This is a genomic window from Colwellia psychrerythraea 34H (assembly GCF_000012325.1).
Lineage (GTDB): Bacteria > Pseudomonadota > Gammaproteobacteria > Enterobacterales > Alteromonadaceae > Colwellia > Colwellia psychrerythraea_A.
Window position 1 is genome coordinate 3,447,236 of the sequence record NC_003910.7, and the last position, 19,029, is coordinate 3,466,264.

At 39.4% G+C, this 19,029-nt stretch carries 11 protein-coding genes and 2 pseudogenes; 7 read left to right on the forward strand and 6 right to left on the reverse strand.

The window, feature by feature from the left end:
- Positions 1-233: 233 nt before the first annotated feature.
- A pseudogene (locus CPS_RS24160) lies at positions 234-419 on the reverse strand (DUF6435 family protein).
- 87 nt (positions 420-506) lie between these two features.
- Between CPS_RS24160 and CPS_RS14860 the strand changes: the two are divergent.
- Positions 507-1,514 (forward strand): MBL fold metallo-hydrolase, encoded by a 1,008-nt coding sequence (locus tag CPS_RS14860; protein ID WP_011044088.1) that lies wholly within the window; start codon positions 507-509, stop codon positions 1,512-1,514.
- 403 nt (positions 1,515-1,917) lie between these two features.
- On the opposite strand, the gene CPS_RS14865 is transcribed toward CPS_RS14860, so the two are convergent.
- The 3 genes from CPS_RS14865 to CPS_RS14875 form a co-directional block, all read right to left on the reverse strand.
- Positions 1,918-2,913 carry a catalase family peroxidase gene (locus tag CPS_RS14865; RefSeq protein WP_011044090.1) on the reverse strand — a complete coding sequence of 332 codons (996 nt, stop codon included), beginning with the start codon at positions 2,911-2,913 and terminating at the stop codon, positions 1,918-1,920.
- Positions 2,914-2,992: 79 nt separating this feature from the next.
- Positions 2,993-3,382 (reverse strand): DoxX family protein, encoded by a 390-nt coding sequence (locus CPS_RS14870; protein ID WP_011044091.1) that lies wholly within the window; start codon positions 3,380-3,382, stop codon positions 2,993-2,995.
- A 50-nt stretch (positions 3,383-3,432) separates the two neighbouring features.
- Complete coding sequence (locus tag CPS_RS14875) at positions 3,433-3,855, reverse strand: organic hydroperoxide resistance protein (protein ID WP_011044092.1); 423 nt, start codon at positions 3,853-3,855, stop codon at positions 3,433-3,435.
- A 153-nt stretch (positions 3,856-4,008) separates the two neighbouring features.
- On the opposite strand from CPS_RS14875, the gene CPS_RS14880 reads away from it, so the two are divergent.
- The 4 genes from CPS_RS14880 to CPS_RS14895 all read left to right on the forward strand — a co-directional run bounded on the left by CPS_RS14880 (position 4,009) and on the right by CPS_RS14895 (position 13,125).
- A complete protein-coding gene (locus CPS_RS14880) occupies positions 4,009-4,476 on the forward strand; it encodes a MarR family winged helix-turn-helix transcriptional regulator (protein ID WP_011044093.1) in 468 nt (155 codons plus the stop codon).
- 685 nt (positions 4,477-5,161) lie between these two features.
- On the forward strand, positions 5,162-8,533 hold the full coding sequence (locus CPS_RS22950) for a hypothetical protein (protein ID WP_011044094.1): 3,372 nt from the start codon (positions 5,162-5,164) through the stop codon (positions 8,531-8,533).
- Positions 8,534-8,548: 15 nt separating this feature from the next.
- The gene (locus CPS_RS14890) at positions 8,549-9,565 is read left to right on the forward strand and encodes a hypothetical protein (RefSeq protein WP_011044095.1); all 1,017 of its coding nucleotides are present in this window, start codon (positions 8,549-8,551) and stop codon (positions 9,563-9,565) included.
- 608 nt (positions 9,566-10,173) lie between these two features.
- Positions 10,174-13,125 (forward strand): S8 family peptidase, encoded by a 2,952-nt coding sequence (locus tag CPS_RS14895; RefSeq protein ID WP_011044096.1) that lies wholly within the window; start codon positions 10,174-10,176, stop codon positions 13,123-13,125.
- Positions 13,126-13,359: 234 nt separating this feature from the next.
- Here CPS_RS14895 and CPS_RS14900 read toward each other — a convergent pair.
- Positions 13,360-13,767: pseudogene (locus tag CPS_RS14900) on the reverse strand (ISAs1 family transposase); the annotation flags it as partial.
- 243 nt (positions 13,768-14,010) lie between these two features.
- On the opposite strand from CPS_RS14900, the gene CPS_RS22955 reads away from it, so the two are divergent.
- Positions 14,011-16,071 carry an adenylate cyclase gene (locus CPS_RS22955; protein WP_011044099.1) on the forward strand — a complete coding sequence of 687 codons (2,061 nt, stop codon included), beginning with the start codon at positions 14,011-14,013 and terminating at the stop codon, positions 16,069-16,071.
- Between the two features lie 371 nt (positions 16,072-16,442).
- On the opposite strand, the gene CPS_RS14910 is transcribed toward CPS_RS22955, so the two are convergent.
- On the reverse strand, positions 16,443-16,772 hold the full coding sequence (locus CPS_RS14910) for a VF530 family DNA-binding protein (protein WP_011044101.1): 330 nt from the start codon (positions 16,770-16,772) through the stop codon (positions 16,443-16,445).
- A 415-nt stretch (positions 16,773-17,187) separates the two neighbouring features.
- Here CPS_RS14910 and CPS_RS14915 point away from each other — a divergent pair, with 415 nt between their 5' ends.
- On the forward strand, positions 17,188-19,020 hold the full coding sequence (locus tag CPS_RS14915) for a monovalent cation:proton antiporter-2 (CPA2) family protein (RefSeq protein ID WP_011044102.1): 1,833 nt from the start codon (positions 17,188-17,190) through the stop codon (positions 19,018-19,020).
- Positions 19,021-19,029: the final 9 nt, after the last annotated feature.

Sequence of the window (19,029 nt, forward strand, 5' to 3'; positions counted from 1 at the left end):
TGTTATTTTATAGTTAAGTGTGTGAACTTTTTTAGTTCGTGGATCGTATAAACTCTATGTGCCAAGAAGGAATAAATATTTTGAATATTTATCTAGGTCAACTGAACCAACAAAGCTCGTTCACTGTTGAATTGCCACTGTGCTCTTTTCGGACTCTCTGAATACATTTGTGGCGATATATTTTCTAATAAATTATTCGAACCATATTACTGAGAAGTCTCCATAATAAGCTGTTATGTTTTTGAAGATGCTTGTAGTTCTAAAATTTGTATTTTAAATTTTTCAGCTTCAGCTGTGATCATTGCGTATGATTTTATATCGCCTTTACGCTAGGCATACATAGCTTCTTCAAGTTTACTTTCATAAAGTTTGTCCAATTTTTTAATTGGGTCTTCCTTAAATATTGAAAACATATTCATCAACCTTTAATTTAATATCTAAGTTTATACGTTACGTAATATGTTTTTGGTTTTAAATAAATACTAAGAAAAAAATGAGCAAGCTAAATGAAAAAACTCTCAGCGTTAATATTTACCGTTTTACTATCCTCCTGTGTATCTCAACCTTATACAAAGACTAATGCCCCTTTTGACGGTGTTAAATTTGATAACATTGAGCCTTTTGACGATAAAAGTATATTTGACCTACTCAGTTGGAAAATTAAGGCTATAAGTGAGTCTACTCCTTGGCCAGATGAAATTGACTCCAAGCAGTTTAAACCCTCTAGCCAAAGATCGGTAAAGCCATTAATTACTGTAATCAGCCATGCATCAGTTCTTATTCAGATTGATAATTTAAACATACTAACAGATCCTCATTATTCACTCAGAGCTTCACCTGTTCAATTTGCTGGACCCAAAAGAGTCGTTAAACCTGGTATTGCCTTTGATGATCTGCCTTCAATAGATATCGTTCTTATATCTCATAATCATTATGACCATCTAGATCTTGATACGCTCAAGCGATTAAACGATAGAGATGCTCCCAAATTCGTTGCAGGATTGAAAACAAAGTCATTTCTGGAAGAAAATGGAATTGAAGCCGCTGTCGATCTGGATTGGTGGCAAAATATAACAGCTAATAATACTAAGATTACTTTTGTTCCTTCCCAGCATTGGTCAGCCAGAGGTCTATTCGATAAAAGGGAAATGCTTTGGGGTGGGTTCTATATTGAAAATAATTATAAGATCTACTTTGCAGGAGACACTGGATACGGGAAATTCTTTAAAAAAATTAAAGAGAAACTTGGTGCACCGGATCTTTCTTTGATTCCAATTGGAGCGTATGAACCTAGATGGTTCATGAAAGATGCCCACCTTAACCCAAAGGAGTCTCTACAAGCATTTAGAGACCTAGAAAGTAAGAAGATGATCGGTATTCACTTTGGGACTTTTAAGTTAACTGATGAGGGATATAATGATCCAATTGAGACTCTTAATGAAGAAATTAAGAAATTAAACATGGATCCTCTAAAAGTAATTATTCCTACTTTTGGAAAGCCTCATTCAATTTAGGTTATATTATAGTCAGTTCACTATTGATATCACTTATATATTTTGAGGCTAAAAAACATAACAATAGACTATGGCTGCAATAGTTAGTGTTGATGGATGAAAGCCCACCGTCTGCAATGAGATTAAACCCGCCCCACAAGTGAGCAAAAAATCTTGGCTAATATTGCCCTAAATATGCTCCTGAATTTGCAAAGATTTAATGTCCGCAATTGGCTAGTTGAAGAAGTCACTGGCTAAATGTTAACTAAGATACGATGGCTGACATTGAACTTAGCTAGACGTTTTTTATTTTCTTTGACTGCAACATTGATTGGCACTTGAGCTTTCAACCAAAGGGTATAGCTAAGACTACACCCCATTGATTCCAAACGGATGTCCTAAAATAATTATATTTGGTAGTTATTTATTGACCGCTCAATCTTTTGCCAAAAGATATAGCATAAGCTTGTGATCGTATTTTTAAAACTGGATCTGCGCTTGGCATAAAACCAGCGGACATAATATTAGGATCAAAGTTAGTATTTTTGCATGCATCCCCACCACTAGTTTTAACCGTCACTGTTCCAAGAGCTACTTGAGGACGTTCACTAGGCCACTGTTGTGATGGGTCAATATCGCTATCTTCAGCTTCACCTAAGCTTGCCATAATTGTAAAACGAACAGTTTCGTTTTTAAGTTGTTGAGCAAAAGTATCAGCTAAAAACTCGGTTGGCTTATTAGCCGCCTCTGCTTTTTCCATTGTCTTTACACCTAAGCTCGGCTTAATGTTCCAGCGAAATTTAGTTTTATGCCCATTTGATTGTTCAAAGTAAAACGTGTGGATGCCAAAAAACTCTGTATTGGCATAAGATGCAGGTGTTTTAGCTGTTTGATTCCACATGGCATTAGCTTGCACGCTCGGGTGCTTCTGAATGAATGCTATTGTTTTGGCAGAGTCCGACTTTCCATTTTCATCAGGAAGTAATGTTGATAAAAAGCCATGAAAAGTTTCTGGATCCTTACCTGCAAAGACTGGGAAGTTGTTGCCCGTGAAAGTATGTAAAGAGCCATTAGGTAGTTCAATTTGCATACCCATACCGCGAGTGCCGGGTGCTTTTTCATCACTAGTTGGGTTAGAACCACCTAATGAAAAGCGCATAGATACGGGCAGTTCACCGTTGGACAACAGTGCTGAACCTTGGAAGTGCTTATTGGGCGCTGGTAAAAAAGTGCCTGAGGCACACAAACCTTTAGCATGTGCCTTTCTATAGCCTGGATGTTTTCCACCTAGCTTTACAAATATTTCAACGAAATCATTTGCTTGAATTTTATTTTCATTAGCTACGGCATTAGAAGTTGCTGTAGCACCTGCAATTAGAATAAAAGCAGTAAGGCCTGGGGTAATGAGGTTATGGATCATTTGTGTTTTCGAACCTTTTGATAAATTAATAACTATTAAGCAGCTAGATTACTCATAAACTTTATGAAAATTAAAAACATTACTTTTCTTTTTGTAAAAATGCCGGCAAGGAATGACCAGAAAGTACCAATAATCCCGCAAAAATGCCTAAGTTCTTAATGAAATTTTGCATTTCATGTGCGCCATCTAGACCCGAAAAATTCCAAAAATCATGCAACGAAATATTAATGACTAACACCAAGCCTGCTAATAACAATGCGACGATTCCGGTAAATCGATTTGCAATTAGCATCAAAGCAGCGACTATTTGGAAAATACCCGCCAATACTAATAACACAGGGACAAATGGCATATTGTGTTTTTCCATTAGCTGTATATGCATATCCCAAGATACAAATTTCATGATACCGGGAACCAGAAAGTATAATGCGAGTAAAACACGTCCAAGCGTTAATAACATAGTGTTCATTTTTTCAATCCTTGTTTGTTACTGTCTAATGACTATCTAAATAAAGCGAATTATAATGCAGCGCCATTGACGGTCAGTTTCACATCAATATTACCATTAACGGCATTTGAGTATGGGCAGACTTGATGTGCAGTTTTAACCAATGCGATTGCTTGCTCATCATCCAGTTCTAACGTTACCGCTAATGAAACGCTTAATGCAAAACCACCCGCTTCATTAGGACCAATACCCACTTCTGCAGAGACAGGTGCTGTCGCTAATTTTAATTTTTGCCCTCCCGCTACATGTAAAATGGCATTTGAAAAACAAGCAGCGTAACCCGCTGCAAATAACTGTTCAGGGTTTGTTGCTGCGCCCGTTCCCCCCATCTCTTTTGGGTAACTTAGTGCAAGGTCGAGCATATTATCATCTGTGCTTACTTGTCCGTTACGTCCTGCAGAAGCAGTTGCTGTTGTTGTATATAGCGTTGTCATAATGATTTCCTTTTGAACATATTTAATTAGTTAGGTATTTACTATAATTGCTCGCAATTAGATTGTGGGCAATTCAATTTCAGTGATTATAGCTCGATTAAAAAGCAAAATACAAGTATATTGTGCACAATCTTTTTTAGTCAGAGGTATAATATGAGTTTATCAACAACAGCTTGCGATCAAAATGGAGCAGAAACGCCTCAGTTATTATTAAAGAATCAAGTTTGCTTTTCACTTTATAGCGCTTCAAATGCGTTAATTCGTTCTTATCGTCCGCTACTGAGCGCACTCGATCTGACTTATCCTCAATATTTAACCATGATGGTAATTTGGGAGAAAAGTGGTATTAACGTGAAGGATCTCGGCCATGACTTACATCTCGACTCAGGTACATTAACTCCTTTACTAAAACGTTTAGAAGTAAAAGGCTTTATAACGCGCGAACGTAGTGATGAAGATGAGCGTGTTAGATTGGTATTTTTAACCACTCAAGGCCAACAGTTAAAAAGTCAGGCTGAATCAGTACCAGAAGCGATTTTCTGTAAAAGCCAACTTCAAATAGCTGAATTACAGCAACTCAAAGCAAGCTGTGAAAAGTTATTAGCCAACTTACAAAAATAAGAACCATGGCGCCAGGTCTTTAATTTTGAATTTTCACAAAGCGAACATTGTTTTAGAAGTCGTTTTGGGGGCGATTGCGCCTTAGACTTAATACTCTATATTTATTCAAAACTTAAATAATTCCAATGTCTGCTTTGGCGATTTGAGATCTAGCGCCATGCAAAAGTTTTAGTTGTGAATGGATGTGAATTTTGAATGAAAAAGGAAGTTTTAGAATCTCTGCTCTGCTGTTATTAACTCAAAAGCTAACTTCCGCTTTTGCAACACTGCTGACCTAATTCACGGGTCAAAACCATCCCGTTTTATGTTCACTTTGATAAGTAAGCAGACATTACACTAGTTAATTTTAATGATTCATCTGTTAGCTAAACCGAAGTAAATGATAATAAATCCCCACTCCCTCATATATATAGTAGTCATAATAGACTGGTTTTAGATATTAATGCCCAACTAATATGACCATAGTCGTCTAATCTTGAAATTTTCGAATATCCACATACGTTTTTTTAAGTAAATCAGTATTAGCTTTATCAATCACTTCTATCATTTACGGATCTAGTATTTCAAAATTAACAAGCTAAACTCAATATCACGTAATCACAAATTACATATATGCTTATCAATACGGCAATATTTTACAGTTCGTTGCAGTTATATATCTACGAATAATAAAGGGATAAATATAATGCGTATGGAACGTTCAGATGTATTCAGGTTTATGGCAATCAGAGAGCCGGATAATGTGAGTGATGTAGATGCGGCTAGAATTGATGCCAGTGGGAATGGTGAAGATTCCAGTGTACTTTTACAAATGCTTAATGACGCAAACAAGCTAAATTCACCTTTACCTGTAATTGTGAAGATCGCAAATGATTATGTGAACAATAAACTCAGTGATGATGCAACAGTCTATACTTCCAGTTTGAAAAGTCTTAATGCGGAACTCTCTGATTTAGCTGTAAAAATACATAGTAAAACGGGCAAGGGTAAGCTTTCTATTGTCAAAACAGAATTGGATAGGTTGAATATCACAGATGAAAATCTAGTAAACTGGAAGAGTCGGCTTGATGACAGTTTCAATGCTACTCTGTTATTGGGTAAGGAAAAAAAGGCAGACCTTAGGAGTATTGAACGTGCAATTCGTAGCCTACATGTAATTTCTCAGGTAAAAAATGAGGCTATCTCTGACGATAAGTCGATTGATGAAGCTTTAGCGAAAACAATCACTGTATCAAAGCTTATCGTTTCGAAAAGATCATCAGAAAGATTACCAAAGGTCGACGACGAAAATACGGAACAAATTAAAGAAAATAAGGAACGAGTAAAAAAGGCAGTTGAAGAATACGATGGCAATAACAGTGCGATTAAAGAACTAACTCTAGCCTATGATAAAGACTGGGAAAGGCGCCGCATGTTACAACTTGAGAAAGCTCCTCCTGAGTCTAAAGCGCAGGAAATCCCTGCTGTTTATAGCGGAATTATTCAAAGAGCTGGTCGATGGCTTGGGTTATTACCCGTATCAAACAAAGTCAGCATTCCTGCCAGAAAGCCACAAAAAAACAGAATCGATTTTCAATCAATTCTCGCACAAGGTATATCCAAAAATATTAGTCAACAAACAAAAGAACGTCTAGAGGCGATTGGTAGTAATTCAGATAAAATAGAGGCCTCTTTTGCAATTACTCGACTAGAAGAACGAAATCTTAACATTGCCAACAACCTCCATGCCGTGCCCACAAATACTGTTATGTCGAGGTTTGGCGAATACAATGTTAATGTTGGCAGCCAAGCCGATGAAGCATACTATGATCCAGATGCTCCCCCCATTAAATTTCCATCAGGAGATTGTCCTTTGTCGTCCAAAGACGATCCCATTAAGCAAGCCGATTATCCTCTTAAACTTTGTCGATTCAATTCTTTGGGTGTTGGAGAGTTACAAGTCGTCAAGCAAAAATTGATAGGCTACGAAATTGGTGAGATAGCACATATAGAAAATGTTATGGCCAGTGAAAAGCGTTCACGCAACCATCGAACGTTACACAAAACGGAAGAGTTTACTTCATTTGAACTGGACAGGGAAGAAGAGACAGAACGAGATCTGGAAACGACTACTCGATTTGAGCTTCAAAAAGAAATTAATAAAGAGATGCAGGAGAGTACTCAAAAAGAAGCAGGACTTACAGTCAGTGGAACTTACGGTATCTCTGTAGAATTTAGTGCAAACGCAGGCATTGCGACGGACAACTCTAGCTCTAAAACAGAGAGCCTTTCGACCAGTTATAGCAAAGAAGTGGTCGACAGAAGTGTTCATCGCATACAGGAAAAAATCAAAGAAAAGCGTACTATGCTTACCATTGATGAAGTTGAAGTTATTAATGAACATTCCTTTAAAAACCAGGAAGCTGACGCTGAACATATTAATGGAATCTATAGCTGGGTAAACAAAAAATATGAAGCCCAGGTATTTAATTACGGCAAACGGGAGCTTATCGAAGTAATAATTCCAGAGCCTGCTGCTTTCATAAGGTATCTAGCAACACGTCGTCCAAAAGAAGGTAGTACTATTTCCAAGCCTTTGAAACCGGGATACTGCATCAGAGGCAAGTATATCCCGCTATCACCAGGTACTCTGACCGTGGAAAATTATCTAGACTGGGTGAAGGCTTATAATATTCAAGATATTGAACCACCACCAGCCAAATTTGTAACAGTATCTACTGCGTATGATAAAGACGTTTTTAAGATTGCGGTGGAACAGCCCTTTGAGCAACAGGGTTTTTTTGCGGGATTTGCAGATATGACGCTCAAGATCCCGCCCGGATATCAAGCCAAAAAAGCTTGGCTAAATTTGAATACGAGTGATGCGTATGTTTATGGCGAGATTGCTATAGGTAGAAGAAGTATCTTTGTACAAAAGAGCCAGTTAAATATTGATGTCGGGGGAAATCAGCCCATAGTAGATGGAGAGTTAGTACCTGCCCCTTCGCTGGCGGATATACAGAATATAGCACTCATATTAGATAATGAAGAAATGATACTACCTGTTGCCATGTCATTGAGGTATTTGGGCTTGTTCACGGCCACTTTGGAAGTGGAATGTAAAAGAACCTATACCACGATGACAGCGTGGCAAATATCAACGTTCAACGCTATTATGAACAGATACGAAATGCTCAAGGAAGAATACGAAGAAGCCATATCCGGCGAAGAAAATTTTGGCAGTGTAGATATTCAAGGTAAAAACCCGTTAGAAAATCAAAAAATCATCCTTAATGAATTAAAACGCCAAGTTATTACCCAAATGACAGGGCAGACCTTTGCTGAATTTGACGCCATGCAAGAGAATGTAGGTGAATATGGATACCCACAACAAAATGTTGATGAGGCATGGAGCGAGGGACAAGAAATAAGATTTGTAGAGCAGGCCTTCGAGTGGGAGAATTTACAATATCTCTTTTACCCTTATTATTGGGGGAAAAAGAAGGATTGGCCTACCACAAGCAGAATAGAAGACACTGATCCTATTTTTCAAGCTTTCCTACAAGCAGGCTCATGTCGTCTCAATATTGCCGTTCGACCAGGATTTGTAAATGCTGTAAACACATACCTCTCCACTGGTAAACTCCCGTGGGATGGAAATGAGGGTGCTACAATTATCTCGTGTCTTGATATAGATAACGAAGAAGAGTCAGTAGATCCCTTCCTTTCAATCACCGAAGAAATGAAAGCGCAACAAGGTGCTGTTTATTTTAAATCTAAGGGAACACTTTCCTATGTAACAGGAGATCCCCAAGCGCAGGTTACCGGTGAAAACACCTTATTTGATGACGATGATGTTAATCGAGAAATCAATATCGATGGCAAAACGTATATGATTAAATCGGTGAATAAGGAACAGCAAACAATTATGCTGGATGACGATATTGGACCGACTTTGCAAGGAGTAACCCAATTTTCAATAGGTGCTAAGGCGATAGGAGTGCCGTGGATAGTAATTATTCCTACTTCGTTAGTGGTATTGGGGGATGGGAGTGATTTACCCGAAATTAATGCGTAAAGCTGTGATTGAAGTATGTTGAAACAGTTCATATTGGTAGCTGGCTTCGACTACTCTCGCCATGGCCTTGGATTTTCTAAGAGAATTTCGAAGCGTATGAAGATGCTTGAGGCTAAAAATAAGGGGGAAGAAATTCATTTCCATACATTTGACTTCCAGTCAGGACAGGCGAATATTATAAAAATATCTATCGATCCTAACGGTAGGCGGATCATTACGGCGGTGCCCAAACATAGATTCAAAAGAATCAAGAACCATCTTTATCATCGCAGAGATGGGGATGGTGAATGGACCTTTAATGAGGAACAAGAGGGTTTCCTTTCAATCACACATGTTTATGCCGCGGTTAGAGAAATAGGCGTAGATTCCCCAAATACTTTACATGAATTGAGCATATTCTCTCATTCATTTATTGGGGGCCCAATTCTTGTAAATAGCGACCAAATAAATACATCTGGTGGCCATCGAGACATACATGATCTCGATGCTCGTTTCCACGATTTTCAATTACCGCGAATGAGTATTTCACATCAAACACAATTCGCGAACGCTTACCACCCCGACGGGCATAACTGGATATGGGGTTGTTTTGCCGCAATTCCGTTTAGGGGGATAATGCGTGAACTCATGGCACAACCAAATTTCCGCTCAACGGGGCTGCTGGACTCTGAAAAATTTAGGCTTACTAAGTTGTCCGCGTTACATCGTAAAATACTTGAGGTGCGTCTCGGCATTACTATTGCGGCTAGTGGACCTGTAGAGTTTGAATTCGGTACTTTGAAACGTTTTTTCTGCCTATTGATGGAAGAAAGTTATACATTTGCTATCACAAAAGCTTCTAATCGAAAAACATTCGGTGGTCTTCCTGGTATGTCTGCAGAGCCAGATAAGACCGGAAAATTGCGGCTATCACATGTAAAAGTTAACAGGTTCCTTTTGTCTTACATAAAATTCTATACTAACTATTTAGGTATTGAACTTGATTCTGAGAATAGGCATTTTGCTGCTTACATGCCAAGTATGACTTGTTGACCGAATATTCGAAATATAGGGGTCGTAGTAACGAGAAGTTCATCCACCCCATCGAGCGAAGAGATAGATGTGCAGCGACAATAAAGTTTGTCCATAAGGAGGTAAGTAGAGCGGTATACTTATCCGTAGTATGAATATATTACATAATTTAAAGGGCGACTCATGCCACATTTCGGAATTTAGCATTTGTATGTTCATACTGAAATATTTGTATGTTTTGATTTATAGCCGACATAGCTGAACAACCACATCATGTAAACATCTTCCTGATAACGGACGTTCCCCCATAGATAAAAACATGTGCCTTTTGATGATGACTTTTGTCAATGAGTCGTTAAACCTGAATGTGAACTAAGCCACCATAGCAGTCATAGCCTCTGTAACCCAAAGCGACAAAACAGTCGTAGAATAAATATTTAATATATCTACCTGTTCACCAAAATAGTCATTTGACTCATAGCATGCTAACTGGAAATGATTCGTATCTTGACTACACTGGTAATGTTCATTACACGAACAGTAGCCAGTAGCTATTGATGTCTTCTTTTAATTTAAAATTTAAAGATGTAATAACAACTCAATAATAAAACAGGCAGGAAACTATTATTATGAAAAATATACTCCCACTCATGTGGGTAATTATACTAATGTTCGTGATCTCCCAAGGCGTTAGCGCCAAAGGAAAAAAAGAAATCCCCAAATCAGAGTATGGCTCCTACATTGTTATTATGGACCTGAACCCTGCAATTGCTTATGAGGGCGATATCAAGGGCTTTAAGGCCACTAAACCGGGCAAAAATAAAAAGATAAACCCCAAAAGCGCTAATGTTCGTAAATACACCAGCATGCTCAGCAAGACCCACGACGCGGCTCTTGCAAAGGCTAATGTCAAATCTAAAGACAAGGTGCATGACTACGGCATCGCTCTTAACGGCTTTAGTGCCAAAATGACTCACGAGCAAGCCGTAGCTCTTTCCTCGCAGGATGGTGTCGCGAAAGTTATGCCCGATGTATTGCGCCAGAAGATGACGGATAACAGTCCCAGTTTTCTTGATTTAGGTGGTCCGGCGGGTCCCTGGCTTAAAGGTTATGACGGCGAAGGCATCGTTATCGGCGTAATTGATACCGGAATCTGGCCAGAACATCCGTCGTTTACTGACGACGGATCTTACAGCACCCCCCCTATTTTACTTGATGACTCGCGTCCAAATTGCGAATTTGGCAACACGGGACACCGTCCAGATGATGTTGCCTTCAGCTGTAACAACAAACTGATTGGTGCCAGACAGATGCTGGACACTTATCGCCTTATCGTGGGCGCAACGAGTGATGAGTTTGACTCTGCTAGAGACGAAGATGGACATGGAACTCATACTTCTTCAACATCAGGCGGAAATGCAAACGTCCCAGCGAATATGTTAGGCAATGACTATGGTCTGATTTCAGGCATTGCCCCAAGAGCTCACATCGTTATGTATAAAGGGCTTGGTGATCTGGGCGGTTTTGGATCTGACCTAGCAGCTGCTATTGACCAGGCAGTAGCTGACGGTGTAGACGTTATCAACTACTCCATCGGATCAAGTAGCTTTGCAATCGGTCCCGATGATGTTGCCTTTTTGTTTGCCGAGAATGCCGGAGTGTTTGTTGCGACATCGAATGGTAACAGCGGTCCAGCCCCAGCTACAACAGGTTCCCCTGCCTCAACACCGTGGGTAACCTCTGTGGGTGCCAGCACCCAGAATCGAACTTATCAGGGCTCGGCCTCTTCAGTCGGAGAGTGGGAATTTTTTGGAGCTTCAATCACTGCAGGCACCGCTGAATTAGCACTAATCGATTCTGCAGAAGCGGGGAGTGAACTATGCATTCCCGGTGTTTTAGATCCAGTGGCAGTGGCCGGGAAAATTGTCCTGTGTCTTCGGGGGGCTATTGCCCGTGTAGACAAAAGTAAGGCAGTAAATATTGCTGGTGGCGCAGGCATGATCCTCTACAATGCCAACGACGGCGAGAGTCAAGTTACTGATTCACACTGGGTTCCCTCTGTGCATATCAACAATACAGACGGTCTAGTTATCAAAGGCTATATCTCTAACGATGCCTCAACTGCGGTTGCCCAAATAATGGGTGGCACCTATACAGAAATAGACGCACCTTCAATGGCTGGCTTTTCATCTCGAGGCCCCAACCTGTTATCTGGGGATATTATCAAACCAGACGTAACAGCTCCCGGTGTTAACATCATTGCGGGCCAAACACCCGCATCCGAAGGCCGTGGTGAACTGTTTCAGATGATATCCGGAACGTCCATGTCCAGCCCTCATGTGGCTGGTTTGTTTGCAATGATCAAACAAGCTCACCCTAACTGGTCGCCATCTACCGCCAAATCGGCCCTGATGACCACCGCGTATCAGGATGTGATGAAGGAAGACGAAGCGACTCCAGCTGATGCGTTTGATATGGGCGCTGGTCATGTTAACCCCGGCGGCAAAGCAAACAAGGGATCGATATTTGAGCCCGGCCTTGCCTATCAAGCAGGTTTGTTCGAGTATGCAGCTTATAGCTGTGGCGCCGAGCTCGGCATATTTAGTCCGGGAACCTGCGGCTTTTTGGAATCCTTAGGGATTCCTACTGACCCGGCTAATCTCAATCTGCCTTCTATCGGTATAGCCAATGTTATCGGCAGCAAAACCGTTTATAGATCTGTTACTGGGGTCGCCAAAGATAGCGGTTGGAGAACTTACAGCGTTGACGTTGATGCTCCTGCTGGATATGAGGTTTCGGTGTTGCCAGCCAGCATAAAACTTAAATCCGGTATGTCGGCAACTTATGCAGTTACCATTACCAACACGGCATCTCCTGCAGGCGAGTGGGCCCACGGCTCCATCACTTGGAGAGATTCAAATGATCATTATTCCGTGTACAGCCCAATTGCAGTCAAGGGGGCTCTATTTGAAGCACCTGCTAACATCACTGGAAGCAGTGAGACTGGCAGCGCAAGCATTGACGTGACTTTCGGCTACACTGGTGATTACACGGCCAGCGGCTATGGTTTGACTGCAGCCACTGTTGATATCGACAGCGTTGTTCAGGATCCGGATCAAATATTTGACCCAGGCGATACATTCTCTAACGCACACGCTATTGTAGTAAGTGGTGCGGCGTATTTACGAATTGCGATCCCCGGCGTAGCTGATCCGAACGCAGATCTGGATATATTCCTTTTGGACTCTGTTGGTAATATCGTTGGCGTGAGTGCCAATGGTGGTACCGATGAGTTGATTGAAATGGAACTTCCAGGAGATGACACCTACACCCTTTGGGTTCACGGTTGGTCTGCCCCAGGCGGGAGCACTGACTATGAACTTTACAGCTGGGTAGTTCCCATGGCTAGCGGCAGTCTGACAGTTGCCAGTGCACCCAGTTCAGCAACATTGGGTGCGACGGAGACAATTGGCGTAGACTGGACCGGTGCAACCAATGGAAAATGGCATTTTGGAGTAATAGGTCACTCTGACGCAGGAGGCCTGATAGGCGCTACCTTAGTTGAAGTAGATAACCGCTAGTTAACAACTAACGGAAAGTTGAAAGGCCCTTTATGGGCCTTTTTTTATGTTTGCTCAGCGAAGTTGGCAAGGGCGTTACTGGCTGACGGTGAGTCTGAAGGAAGTCATAGGAGGATAGAGGTACACAACTAACCGTAACCTGTTTCGGCGGTATTGGTGGGTAAGCCACCATAATAGCGCGAAGCCCTATACTTAGTCAGACCAATCTGTGTTTGAGGGTAGAAGCATAAACGGCTAGCGCATTTTAATCCCAGATTCTAACAGGTTTGAGCGATAATCATCGTCAAGCCCTGCCATTTTCTTTTTTCTCGCCATACTAACTAACTTAGTCGTATCTTGTTTAAATAGTGTCATCGCTATCTTTCGCATTACATTAAATACATGAGGACCTTGCTTTCTACATATTCTCGATTCATCTACTCTAAAGGTCATATCAAGCATCCAATGTATACTTTCAACTTGCCAATGACTACGAACCGCATTGAGCGCTTGCACTACGTGCAAATCTAACGAGCTAATATTCCAACGGGTTTCTGCTGTATCTTTGCCTGTTGATTTATCATGAACTTGAGTGTGAACTTTAATAATGCTTTTCAGTCCAGACCGTCGATAAGCTTTTGCCAACCATTTTTTATCAATTAGCGTTCTGAGATGTATTCCCACTAGCAGCTTTGAGCTTTCAGAAGACATATGTTTCACTTAACCAAAATACCCCAATGACTGGCAACAACGCCACTAAAGCGGTCATAGAGCCTTTAAATTAAGAAGTTTCTCCTCCAGCATTGCAACCATTAGTTAGTTTCATAATTGTCTGAAAATTGAATCATACCTTTTAAGGTGCTACTTTAATCTAACAAAGAAAAACAACTTAAAATTACAGGGCATATGAAGTTTTTTACTGAATTAAAACGTAGAAATATCTTTAAAGTAGCGAGTGTTTATTTACTCACCACTTGGCTAGTGTTGCAAATTATCGCTGTTATCTCCCCCTCTCTTAATCTACCTATAATGTTTGGAACAATCGTTACTGTTGTTCTTATTATTGGTTTTCCTATTTCGTGCGTAATAGCTTGGGCATTTGAACTCACCCCTGAGGGTATGAAGTTCACTAAAGATGTCGAGGAAGATGAATCTATTCGTCAAGAAACAGGTCAAAAACTCAATGCATCTTTAATGTTTATAATAGCTCTGTTAATAAGTTTTATTGTTTATGACAAGTTTTTTACTTTTCAAATCAATGAAAAATTAGACTTAACCATTGCTGTATTACCTTTTAAAGATATGAGCCCTGGAGGGACTCAACAGTATTTTGGTGACGGTATTGCCGAAGAAATATTAAACTCATTAACAAAAATATCTAGCCTTAAAGTTATAGCTAGAACATCCTCCTTTCAATTTAGAAATGAAAAAAAGGATATTAACCAAATTGGAAAACAATTAGGTGCTCAGTTTATTTTAGAAGGAAGCATCAGAAAATCAGAAGACAAACTAAGAGTTACTGCTCAGTTAATTGATGCGACCACCCAGCATCACATATGGTCGGAAACTTACGACAAAAAGTTAACAGATGTTTTTGTTCTTCAGGATCAACTCACATTTGCTATTACTCAAGCATTGAAGCTCAACATCCTTAAAGGTGACCTTCAAAGTTCTGCTTTAGCAAAATCAGATAATCCCGAAGCCTATAAGCTTTATCTAAAATCATTACCTTTATTTCATCAACGTACTCCTTCAGGCATAAAAGATGCCGAGAAGTTACTGGAAAAAGCCATTGAACTAGACCATGATTTTTTATTAGCTAAGGCTCAACTTTATAACCTTTATGCAAGATATAATCGTTACATAAGAGCATTAAATATTGAACAGCAAAAAAATGCTGAACTATTGATTAGAGATTTACTATCGTCTCCAGAGAAGTTTGCTGAAAAAAGTATGGCCATTGGCATGTGGCTTTCAGGCGAGGGTTATAACGTTCAGTCTATTGAGTATTTTAAACATAGTGTTAGTGAGTTCCCTTCAAGCAGTGAGTTAAAGTTTATTTATGCTTATTACGCCAATATATATTCGCACTTGTCTAGGAATGACATTATTGAAATGCATAAAAGTGTTTTATCTAAAGACCCCTTAAATACCTCTTCAAGAAGCAATTTGATGAGCCTTTATCAGAAAGAAAACCGTCTAGCTGAGATGAGAGAGGTAATAGATAAAGGCAGAGAATTACAACCTCAACATATACAAAGTATTAGGGATGAGATATTTGGATTGATTGCTGAAAATAATATTTCATCTGCTTTTAAAATCATAAAAAAATCTAATGATGATAATTTAAAATACTATAGAAATTCTTTAGGTTCTTTTTTCAATGAGATTACTTTTGAACAGGCTTTGAAAATTGGTGACGATTACTTGATAGCAGTTGAGTTGGCAAAATTAGTGAGAGATAAAGGAATACAATATCAAGAAGTAGACTTTGGTCATATGGATAATTTACGAACAAAATCAATTACATTATTTAGCAAAAGTTTATTAGGTGACATCAAAGATGTGAACAGCTATGTTGAAAATGAGCAACACTTTGTAGGTTTCATTGAAGGTGTTATCCCTAATCTAAACAATAAACTTGATTATAGTATTTATGCTATTTACTTAAATGAAAAACTCAAAAATAGCATGGATTTTGAAAGCTATAATCAAACCTTAATTGAGCATGGCTATGAAAATTGTAATGGCTATCCTGCTTTAGTTGAAAAATGTTTTACTTACAACATTTTGTCTGGTCAATATACAGCAAAAGAAATAGTCGCATTAATGCTAAAAAACAAAGGAGTGATAATATTACCTATAAATATCGCAATGCTGCCGCTTATAGAAACTAACTATTGGTATTCAACAATTGCAAACGAACCAGAATTTATAAATTTAGTTAAGAGTGCTCTAAAGAACTAAACTTAGTGCCATAAGAATGACTTTATAACCACCTACTCTTAAGGTGAAATTGCAAAATAGCGGTATTAAAGTCTGAATTGATGAACGCTATAGACTCAAAGTTAACATCAAGTGATGGAAGTTCAATGGCAGCTTAGAGCCTTGAAGTCATCCCAATGCAACTTCGCGACTGACGGCAATGGTAGCTTAGTTAACATAGAGGCTGAATGACTTATTGGTAAAAAGTCATCATCAAAAGCTTAAAGTTTTTATCTATGGGGAACGTCAACTATCGGGAAGCTGCTAGAGGAATGTGATTGTTAAGCCATTTCCGCTGTAGATCAAAACATACAAAAATTTTCAAATACTAATGTCTTCATTGTGGCATAAGTCTATTTATTTTTCGATGTTGGCCAAACAAAGGAAGCGGGCTTGGTGGAAGTCGTTTCTGCTACTGCTGTATTCTGGGCGAGTATCCCCCTGATTAATTTCCCCGTTTCTTTATGCTTACTACAAAATGTTTTTAGATATAAAATTTCAACTCTACTGCGTGCCCAAGGAGTTGTACGCAGAAATTTCAAACTTGATTTAAGACGCGGTTTATTGGTGAAACAACGAATGTTAAGTAACTCACCCATCTTATCCCAACCAATTTTCTTCTCCAGTTCGGTTAGAATCTGTTCAAGTTTCACGCCGTGTAGCGGATCATTACTATTATTCATAGTCTACCTAAAATCAAAAAAGAGCATTGTAACAAGTTTCCTAAATATTGACAGACTTATGCGTTTAACTCAGGTAAAAGTGCACCAAGAACTTTATGGAGCAGTTAATGTCCCCAGTGTAGTCTTGAAGCGGACCTTAGGATTAACTAGTTGCTAGCTTCCACTAAGCGTATAAAGAAGCCCTTTATTATAATTATTTCCCCCAAGATAAACGTTAACTCAACCCTATTATTTTAGAGTTTTTTTAGGATTAGAGTCACAATTTATTTGAATATATCCACCACCATAAAATGGTGACAGCATTAATAATTAAAGTTAATCCCCATTAATCAAGCTATTATTGGTCATAGTGTTAATAATAAAGTTTGCATGGCTTAGTATTAACAAAAAAATAAAAACCTATCAGGAGTAAGCGATGTTAGAAATGGCTGTGATATATCTCGCCGCGGCAATAATTGCGGTGCCCATAGCAAAGCGTGTCGGCTTAGGCTCCGTACTAGGTTATTTGCTAGCTGGTATTTTGATTGGACCATTTTTATTGGGGTTAGTAGGCGATCAAACTGATGTAATGCATTTTGCCGAGTTCGGTGTTGTGATGATGCTATTTTTAGTTGGCCTTGAATTACAGCCTTCTCGTTTGTGGAAGTTAAGACATTCCATTATTGGCTTAGGCGGCTTGCAAGTTGTGGTGACAACCCTATTAATTTCTGCGGCCTGCTACACCATTTTGTCACTGGCATGGCAAACCTCGCTTGCCATAGGCTTAATGTTGGCACTTTCATCAACCGCCATTGTTTTGCAGACATTAAATGAAAAAGGTTGGATAAAACAAGAAGCGGGTCAAAACGCCTTTTCAGTCTTACTTTTTCAAGATATTGCTGTGATCCCCATTTTGGCATTAGTCCCTTTATTAGCATTTAGTGACAACATTAGCGACTCAGGCTCTCACGGGAACTTGATTGAACATTTTCCGGTGTACATTCAAACAGCGATATCAGTCGGTGTGATTGCCGCCATTATATTGGCTGGTAAGTATGTTTCAGCACCTTTATTTCGTTATATCGCCGAGACACGCTTACGAGAGTTGTTTACCGTCTTTGCTTTGTTTCTTGTGATAGTGATTGCGGTAATCATGCAAAAGATAGGTCTATCACCAGCCCTAGGAACATTTTTAGCCGGTGTAGTTTTAGCCGAAAGTGAATTTAGACATGAATTGGAAGTAGATATTGAACCGTTCAAAGGGCTTTTACTTGGTTTGTTTTTTATTACTGTCGGTGCATCAATAGACTTTCCATTATTGTTTGAAGAGCTGGGTTTAGTGACATTGTTAGTGGTGTCATTAATTGCTATCAAAGCGGCTGTTTTATTCTTGCTATCTATTTTATTCAAAATGGAAAAAAAGCAAAAACTGCTCTTTACACTTGCCTTAGCGCAAGGGGGTGAGTTTGCTTTTGTGCTGCTATCACTCACCTCTTCCTTACAAATACTCACGCCAGAACAAAGTAAAATTACTACCTTGGTCGTCGCCATTTCTATGCTGATGGCGCCTGTTTTATTGATATTCTATGAAAAAGTACTCGATAAGGAAGCAGAAAACGCTAGAGAATTTGATAAACCAGAAGATATTGAAGCAACAAAAAGCGTTATCATTGCAGGTTATGGTCGTTTTGGTCAAATAGTCGGTCGCCTTCTTGGCTCTCAAGGCTATCACTTATCTATTCTAGACCACAGTCCAACGCAAATAGATCTGCTGAAAAAATTTGGTAATAAAGTCTTTTATGGCGATGCCGCTCGAAAAGACTTATTAGAAGCTTCGGGCGCGCAAGAAGCACAATTATTAGTAATAGCCATTGATGATGCCGATAAAATCATTGAAATAGCTCAGCTTGCTCAAAAACATTATCCTAATTTACAAATTGTCGCCCGCGCGATTGACCGTCATCATGCCTATGAATTAATACGTATTGGGGTAAAAACCATTAAACGAGAAACGTTCGAGTCAGCCTTAGGCTTAGGTGTTTCAGCGCTAGAATTACTCGGAAATAGCCAAGAAAGTGCTAAACGTGCAGGTCAATTATTTTCAGAGCATGATAGAGAGTCAATGCATGTTTTATCTGAAGTATGGGGTGATGATCATAGTTATGGGGTTGCCGTTAAACAACGTATGGAACTGCTTAAACAAGTACTTGTTAGTGATGAAGAAGAGCAAAGTAAAATACAGACTTGCCAAAAATCACCTGAAGCCTAATAGACTATA

What these genes read in the sequence shown, in the direction of transcription:
- CPS_RS14895 (WP_011044096.1), top strand. Translation starts at nt 10,174, where the DNA reads ATGAAAAATATACTCCCACTCATGTGGGTAATTATACTAATGTTCGTG.
- CPS_RS14860 (WP_011044088.1), top strand. Translation starts at nt 507, where the DNA reads ATGAAAAAACTCTCAGCGTTAATATTTACCGTTTTACTATCCTCCTGT.
- CPS_RS14870 (WP_011044091.1), bottom strand. Translation starts at nt 3,382, where the DNA reads ATGAACACTATGTTATTAACGCTTGGACGTGTTTTACTCGCATTATAC.
- CPS_RS14890 (WP_011044095.1), top strand. Translation starts at nt 8,549, where the DNA reads ATGTTGAAACAGTTCATATTGGTAGCTGGCTTCGACTACTCTCGCCAT.
- CPS_RS14880 (WP_011044093.1), top strand. Translation starts at nt 4,009, where the DNA reads ATGAGTTTATCAACAACAGCTTGCGATCAAAATGGAGCAGAAACGCCT.
- CPS_RS14865 (WP_011044090.1), bottom strand. Translation starts at nt 2,913, where the DNA reads ATGATCCATAACCTCATTACCCCAGGCCTTACTGCTTTTATTCTAATT.
- CPS_RS22950 (WP_011044094.1), top strand. Translation starts at nt 5,162, where the DNA reads ATGCGTATGGAACGTTCAGATGTATTCAGGTTTATGGCAATCAGAGAG.
- CPS_RS14915 (WP_011044102.1), top strand. Translation starts at nt 17,188, where the DNA reads ATGTTAGAAATGGCTGTGATATATCTCGCCGCGGCAATAATTGCGGTG.
- CPS_RS14875 (WP_011044092.1), bottom strand. Translation starts at nt 3,855, where the DNA reads ATGACAACGCTATATACAACAACAGCAACTGCTTCTGCAGGACGTAAC.
- CPS_RS22955 (WP_011044099.1), top strand. Translation starts at nt 14,011, where the DNA reads ATGAAGTTTTTTACTGAATTAAAACGTAGAAATATCTTTAAAGTAGCG.
- CPS_RS14910 (WP_011044101.1), bottom strand. Translation starts at nt 16,772, where the DNA reads ATGAATAATAGTAATGATCCGCTACACGGCGTGAAACTTGAACAGATT.